Below are 7,634 nucleotides of genomic sequence, written 5' to 3'. Positions count from 1 at the left end.
TGTTCTTAACTAAGTCAAAATGGTTAATCAAAAATTCTGGAAGAATAAGTTTTAATAAGTCTAGGTAATTGTCCAAGGTGCTCTTTTTTTACAAAAATCGTAATCTTATTTTAATTCACACACAACTTTTAGGATTGATCCTTTTTTTGTCTGTCTTAATAAAAAGAGCCGATTTAAATCCCAATCTAGGTCAATAAAAAGGCTAGGAGTTTGCCTGGGGTGTAATTAAGCGGAAACTAGGTAGTATTATTAGTTCTGTAAAACTCTTTTAACCGCTTCAACAGTATTTTTTGAATTTCCAATAAAAATTTTATCATCAATAATAAATACAGGTCTGCTTAAAAACGTATAATGCTCCAATATATAGTGTTTATAATCGCGTTCTTCCAGTTTCTGGTTTTTTAAATCCATTTCCTTGTAAAGTTTGGAACGTTTGCTAAAAAGGGTTTCATAGCTTCCTGCTAAAGCTTTCATTTCCTCTAGTTGCTTTACGGTTATTTCTTCGGTTTTAATGTCCTGAAGTATGAATTCTGAAGGTAAATCCAATTCCTTTAAAATTCTAACACAAGTACTACATGTTTTTAAATAATATACTTTTTTCATTATGATGATATTTTTAGTTTTTCCTAAGAGAATGAAATCTAATGGATTTTAATCGAAATACAAAGGTAATTAGTACTTTAAAAACTATATTTATAAAAAAAATTAAAAATGCATTTTACCTTAGAAGTACTCCCAAACACGAGACGTTTTTTTAAGTCAACTTTAGAGAATTTTTCATTAGAAGATTTAAATAAAATTCCCGCCGGATTTAATAATAATATTATTTGGAATATTGGTCATATTATAGTGACGCAACAACTGTTAACTTATAAATTATCAGGATTGTCAATGATGTTAAATGACGAGTTGGTGGCGAAATATCAAAAAAATACGAAACCCGAAATGGAAGTAACTCAAGCAGAAGTGGATGTGCTTAAAGCACTGCTTTTTTCTACTATCGAAAAAACAAAAGAAGATTATGGATTCGGTTTGTTTAAAAACTATCAGGAATATACGGTATCCACCACTGGGAACACTTTAACCAACATAGAAGAGGCGTTTCAATTTGCCTTATTTCATGAGGGCTTGCATTTAGGGTATGTTATGGCATTAATTAGGGTTATCAAAGGATAAAAATGAACTTACTTTTTCAAAGGGTATTACAAAATCTATAATGCCCGTTGAATAAGGAGCAATTTCATATTGATTGTAAAGTAGAAGCACGCCTTCATAATTAAAACCAATGTTTTCTGGTAATTTAAAAGTGTTTGGCTCAAAAAGTACAGTATCTTCAGTTAGAGCGTCGTTGAAATAGGTTTTAGCTATATTTTCGAACGCTTTTTTATTTATAATTAAGTCTTCGTTTTTAATGCGTTTTCCTGTACTAGCACTAAAATTTAAGAATGAAATAGAAGTTATGCCGTGTGCGCCTCCAGTATTTACATACGATGTTATGGAGATGCTTATAATGTCTGCCGATTGAAACAAAACTTCACCATCAATTTGGGCTTCCCAAGGCTGGGCAATATCAGGGAAATCGGAGTTGAAGGCATGATATTCTTTATTAAATAAATCAATGCTTTCCTCTATGGAATTGGAGTTGATAGCATCAGTTTCTCCTACATGTAATGCGTTTATTACCGTTTTGCTTATTTCTAAATTTATTTCGGAACTTATATTGTTTTTTTCTAAAGCTTTAGGAATATTAATTTCAACTAATTCATTGTTTTTAGTTGTAACAAGTGTTTCTGAAAATGTAACGGTTACGTCGTCTTTACAATTATAAAGAATAAAAAAAAGGCAGAAAAAATAAAAGTAGTTCTTGTGAAGCATGCATAAATTATTTATCATACTTAAAGGTAATTATTGCAATTGAATGTGCCGAATAAAATGCAATAATTATATAAGATTTTTTAATCTAAATAATAAATATAGCCAAAGTTTAGCCATACTAACCAATCATTATGTTTATTGGAAGGTAATTGATGGTCTAGTCCGTCCACCAAATCGTTAAAATAGTATTGCCATCTTAAATCCAGCATTAAATCGGCAAGTTTAGCTATTTTGTATCTTGCTCCAATACTACTAACTACAGAAAAGGTACTTCCGCCAGAAGCATCTACAGAGCCTGGTTCCCAACCAGAATAAAAATTACTTGGGTCGGTAACATCACCAATTGCAGTAGGGTCCGGATTAGCGTAAGTTGTACTTACTTTAGGATTAAAAGAGGTGTAATGCACGCCTAAGCTTATAAATGGAGCAACACGATAAGCAAAGCCTTGAAAAGAACGTATGCTTAATGGGAAAAACTCAAGTTGTGTTCCTATATCTAAATTTGTAGCAAAACCTTTATGACCTCTAAGCTGATTGGCTTCTGGTGTATTTCTGTATGGTTGTACCCATTCTCCGAAATGTTCAAGTTTGGTTTTGTTCCAAGAAATTTCATTTCGTAATTTAAAATGGTCGTTAAAATACGTATCGGTAGAATAGCAGTTACAATCTGCTCTGTAAGCAAAATTGATATAATGAACCACTCCAATTCCAATTCCGGTATTGCCGAAATTTGTAGGCTCATTTTCTCTTACACCATAATCAGATCTAAATTGTACGGGACCAGCAATTACGCCTATTTCATTAGAAAATCCTAGCTGAGAGAATGCCGTTTGGTAGCAAGCTAACAAACATAGAAAAGAAGCTAAACGTTTCAAGTTAAGCATAGAAGGATCCTGTTTTTTGAGGCATTAATAATAACAAATATATAAAAACTGACTAAAGAAACAAACTATTATAGATTAACGGCAAAAACCTCAAATTATTAATTGCGAATTTCAAAAAAAATAAGCATTATTTTTAAAGATAACGTATATTTGTATCGATAAATTGTATATTCAATAAAATCGATATGTTTTATAGCCTACTTTTTAATTTATTTAAATCGTTTTCAAATTATTAGTCGAACCATTTATGATAAGAAAATAATTATAAAAGTATAAAACATAGGTGCTTTTTACTGTATAAATGATTAACTATGTAAAATAAGAATTTCACTTTTTTAAAAACAATAAAATTAAACTAATGAAAAGTAATGTTGAAGCTTTTTTAGATCTTGTAAAAGAACGTAATGGTAATGAACCAGAATTTTTACAAGCCGTAGAGGAGGTTGCAGAAACTGTAATTCCTTACATCGTAGAAAACGATATATACTACGGGAAAAATATTTTGTTAAGAATGGTAGAACCAGAACGCGTTATAACGTTTCGCGTTTGTTGGATTGATGATGCTGGCGAAATACAAGTGAATAGAGGTTATAGAATTCAAATGAACTCGGCCATTGGGCCGTATAAAGGTGGTCTACGTTTTCATCCAACCGTTAATATGAGTATTTTAAAATTCTTGGCTTTTGAGCAAGTGTTTAAAAATAGCTTAACAACTTTACCAATGGGTGGTGGAAAAGGTGGAAGTGATTTTGATCCAAAAGGAAAAAGTGATGGTGAGGTGATGCGCTTTTGTCATGCCTTTATGAGTGAATTATGCCGACACATTGGTGCAAATACCGATGTGCCTGCTGGCGATATTGGTGTTGGCGCTCGAGAAATTGGATTCCTTTTTGGAATGTACAAAAAACTTAAAAATGAATTTACAGGTGTTTTAACTGGTAAAGGGTTGTCTTGGGGTGGTTCGCTAATTAGACCAGAAGCAACAGGTTATGGTACGGTGTATTTTGCTCAAAAAATGCTTGAAACTAGGGGTGTAGATTTAAAAGATAAGCGTGTGGTTGTTTCAGGATCTGGTAATGTAGCACAATATGCTGTAGAAAAGTGTATTCAATTAGGTGCTAAAGTGTTAACGATGTCGGATTCGTCAGGGTATATTTATGATGCCGAAGGTATCTCAGCTGAAAAATTGGCGCACGTTATGGAAATAAAAAATATTAAACGTGGCAGAATAAGTGATTACATTAGTAAATATCCTAGTGCTAAATTTGTTAAAGGTAAAACCCCTTGGGGAGAGGTATGCGATATTGCGCTGCCATGTGCTACTCAAAACGAACTTAATGAGGAAGATGCTAAAGTGCTTTTAAACAATGGGTGCATTTGTGTTAGCGAAGGGGCTAATATGCCATCAACCATTCAAGCTGTTCACCTATTTCAAAAAGCTAAAATTTTATATGCCCCAGGAAAAGCATCGAATGCTGGTGGGGTTGCAACATCAGGTTTGGAGATGACTCAAAACTCATTGCGTTTTAACTGGACCCGAGAGGAGGTAGACCTAAAACTTAAAGAAATCATGTCCAATATTCACGATTCATGTACCAAATATGGAAAAACTGAAGATGGTTATATCGACTATGTAAAAGGCGCCAATATAGCGGGATTTGTTAAAGTGGCCGATGCTATGCTCGCACAGGGTGTTGTTTAAATCATATTGCTAATAAACCAAAGGAGCTTTCAGTTTTTAACTGGAAGCTTTTTTTGTTATAATATATTTTTTTGAAGTAAAACTCGTTTGATATAAATATATTTGAACACAGAAAAGCGAACATGTTTAAAAAAATTATTGTTTTTATAATTTATTTAGTGCCATTTTTTCAATTTGCACAAGATTTTTCTGCACTTTGGCAGGGCCATTTCTCATATAATAGTATTAAAGAAGTTGTATATAGCAATTCTAAAATTTATGCAGCTTCTGAAAATGCCGTGTTTGTTTACGATACGCAAACAAAAAACATTGAAGAACTTAGTACGGTAAACGGGTTGTCTGGTCAAACTATTTCAACAATCTATTATAGTGAGGCCTATGAATTATTGGTAATTGGTTATGAAAATGGCCTTATAGAATTAGCTTTTGATAATGATGACCAAATTTATACAGTTGTAGATATTGTAGATAAAGTTACCATTCCAGATACCCAAAAACGTATCAATCATTTTACTGTTTTTGGAAAGTCAGTTTATATAGCTACCAACTACGGAATATCGGTATTCAATTTAGAGCGTTTGGAGTTTGGAGATAGCTATTTTATTGGTGATGGGGGTAGCCAGATACAAGTAAACCAAACCACTATTTTTGGCGATTACATTTATGCGGCTTGCAGTGGTGGAAACGGAATTCGAAAAGGGTTATTGACTAGCCGTAATTTAATTGATTATCAAAACTGGCAAACCATCGTTAGTGGCGATTATACCGCCATTCAATCGGTTGAAAATAATCTGTTCGCAGTAAATACAAATAGGCAGATTTTTCAAGTGGTGAACGATGTTTTATCTCCCCTTTTTCAATACAATACAATGCCTGTGTCGGTTAAATCGAACGAAAGTTATTTAGTGATTACTACTTCAAACAATGTATTTGTGTATGATAGTAGTTTTATGCAGCTTTCCGAAGTAGCGATTAGCACCGATTTTTCTACACAATACACTTCAGCAGCTACCGATTCCAATTTTATTTATGTGGGTACCACCGATTTTGGAGTTTTAAAAACACCGTTTTCGGCTCCTGTAACATTCGAGGAAATACATCCGGAGGGCCCATTATTAAACACGCCATTTTCAGTAAAGGCACAATCCGATGGTGTATGGGTTACTTTTGGAGAGTATACTTATTTCTTTAATCCATACCCGTTAAATAGCAGAGGTTTTAGTCGCTTAAAGCAAGGTAGCTGGATAAATACTCCTTATGATGATGTTTTAAATGCCCAATGTTTAAATACGATTTCCGTAAATCCATCCAACTCAAATCAGGTATTTATAAGTTCGTTTTTTAGTGGTTTGTTGGAAGTTAATGATGGAATTCCAACCACTTTGTATAACGATAAAAATAGTGCCTTAGAATCTTATGTGGCTCCCGGCAATCCAAATTATGTAGATATTAGGGTGGGTCCAACGGCCTTTGATAGTAATAATGTTTTGTGGACTGCAACAAGCATTGTTGGTAAACCGTTAAAATCTTACAATCCAAGCAACAAGCAATGGACCGCTTATAATTATAATGGTACAGGAGAAACAGCCAATATTGGTGATATGGTAATAGGTAGTGATAATACAAAGTGGCTTGCTACCCAAGGAACAGGTTTTGTTGGTTTTAAAGAAAATGGTGGAAATCCGATAATTAAAAGCGTTAGCAGCGAAGACGAAAACATGCCAGACACCTACGTAAGGGCATTGGCAATGGATAATAGAAATCAGCTTTGGATAGGCACATACCGTGGGTTGCGTGTGTTGTATAATACTTCTAACTTTTTCGAAGATAATATTGAAGTTGATGCAATTATCATCGAAGAAGATGGTATTGCTAAAGAGTTATTGTACCAGCAGTTTATCACTACCATTGAAGTAGATGGCTCCAATAATAAATGGGTGGGAACTGCAGATTCTGGTATATTTTACTTTTCTTCTGATGGGCAAAATACCATTTTTCATTTCACAACCGATAATTCTCCATTACCATCAAACACTATTACCGATGTGTCAATCGATGCCGTTAATGGTATTGTGTATATCGCCACCACCAAGGGCTTGGTGTCTTTCCGTTCTGGCAGTTCTAGTGCTTTCGAAACTTTGCAAAATGCCTATGCATACCCCAACCCGGTACGACCTGAGTTTAATATGGAAGATAAAAAGGTGAAAATTAAAGACATTTCAGAAAATGTAAATATTAAAATCACCGATATAGAAGGGAATTTAGTAGCAGAAGCTCAATCCAGAACCAACTTACGGTACAATGGTTATAATCTGGAAATTGATGGTGGTACCGCCTACTGGAACGGAAAAAATTTAGCTAATAGGGTAGTCGCATCTGGTGTTTACTTAATTATGTTATCCGATTTAGATACCTACGAAACCAAGGTTATAAAATTAATGGTTATTAGATAATGCTTATTACTACCAACGCCATTGTACTTTCCAAAATAAAATATAAAGACAACGACTTAATTGTAAAATGTTATACCGAACAATTAGGCGTTGTTAGTTTTTTGTTGCGAGGTGTTCTAAAAAGCAAAAAATCTACCACTAAAGCGGCTTATTTTCAATCGCTTTCCCAATTACAGTTAAATATTGTTCATAAAGACAATAGGTCTTTGCAAACTGTTACTGATACTAAGGTGGGTCAATTTTATTCCAGTTTACATACCCATGTATTAAAAAGTGCCATAGTTATGTTTTTAGCCGAAGTTCTTTCCAGTACTTTAAAAGAAGAAGAGCCTAATGAAACTTTGTATAGTTATTTGGAGACAGCGCTGTTATGGCTAGATGAACAACCTGAATTTTCAAACTTCCACCTGTTATTTCTTCTAAATTTATCCAAATATTTAGGCTTTTACCCAGATACAAACGATATAGATTTACCTTACTTCAATTTAAAAGAAGGTCGGTTTGAAACGAATCCGCATGCCGATTATACCATTTCTGGGGATAATTTAATACTTTTAAAACAGTTATTAGGCACAACATTTGATGCCTTACAGCTAGTGAAAATTAATTCAAAACAACGCCAATCATTTTTAAATATGTTGTTGCTGTATTTTGAGTTACATTTGGGTAGTTTTAAACCCCCGAAATCACTGCAAATATTTAATCAGGTATTTAACTAGG

Annotated in this window: 7 protein-coding genes; 4 read left to right on the top strand and 3 right to left on the bottom strand. The window is 33.6% G+C overall.

What is annotated here, in order from left to right:
- Positions 1-249: 249 nt before the first annotated feature.
- Positions 250-603 (bottom strand): arsenate reductase family protein, encoded by a 354-nt coding sequence (locus ABYI63_RS14810; protein ID WP_372757392.1) that lies wholly within the window; start codon positions 601-603, stop codon positions 250-252.
- A 108-nt stretch (positions 604-711) separates the two neighbouring features.
- Between ABYI63_RS14810 and ABYI63_RS14805 the strand changes: the two genes are divergently transcribed.
- Complete coding sequence (locus ABYI63_RS14805; RefSeq protein WP_372757391.1) at positions 712-1,176, top strand: DinB family protein; 465 nt, start codon at positions 712-714, stop codon at positions 1,174-1,176.
- Here the strand turns inward: ABYI63_RS14805 and ABYI63_RS14800 are convergent.
- Positions 1,153-1,875, bottom strand: a complete 723-nt coding sequence (locus ABYI63_RS14800) for a DUF3298 and DUF4163 domain-containing protein (protein WP_372757389.1) — start codon at positions 1,873-1,875, stop codon at positions 1,153-1,155. The two genes, ABYI63_RS14805 and ABYI63_RS14800, sit on opposite strands and share 24 nt — an antisense overlap.
- 80 nt (positions 1,876-1,955) lie before the next feature.
- On the bottom strand, positions 1,956-2,759 hold the full coding sequence (locus tag ABYI63_RS14795; RefSeq protein WP_372757388.1) for a glutamate dehydrogenase: 804 nt from the start codon (positions 2,757-2,759) through the stop codon (positions 1,956-1,958).
- A 358-nt stretch (positions 2,760-3,117) separates the two neighbouring features.
- On the opposite strand from ABYI63_RS14795, the gene gdhA reads away from it, so the two are divergent.
- The 3 genes from gdhA (at position 3,118) to recO (ending at position 7,633) form a co-directional block, all read left to right on the top strand.
- A complete protein-coding gene (gdhA, locus tag ABYI63_RS14790) occupies positions 3,118-4,461 on the top strand; it encodes an NADP-specific glutamate dehydrogenase (protein WP_372757387.1) in 1,344 nt (447 codons plus the stop codon).
- A 122-nt stretch (positions 4,462-4,583) separates the two neighbouring features.
- Positions 4,584-6,914 carry a two-component regulator propeller domain-containing protein gene (locus ABYI63_RS14785; RefSeq protein WP_372757386.1) on the top strand — a complete coding sequence of 777 codons (2,331 nt, stop codon included), beginning with the start codon at positions 4,584-4,586 and terminating at the stop codon, positions 6,912-6,914.
- A complete protein-coding gene (recO, locus tag ABYI63_RS14780; RefSeq protein WP_372757384.1) occupies positions 6,914-7,633 on the top strand; it encodes a DNA repair protein RecO in 720 nt (239 codons plus the stop codon). Before ABYI63_RS14785 ends, recO begins: the two co-directional genes overlap by 1 nt.
- The last annotated feature ends 1 nt before the right edge of the window (position 7,634 follow it).

The organism is Mariniflexile sp., from assembly GCF_041583155.1.
Classification (GTDB): Bacteria; Bacteroidota; Bacteroidia; order Flavobacteriales; family Flavobacteriaceae; genus Mariniflexile.
The sequence above is the reverse complement of the archived record's forward strand: the minus strand, read 5'-3'. Positions and strand labels throughout refer to the sequence as shown.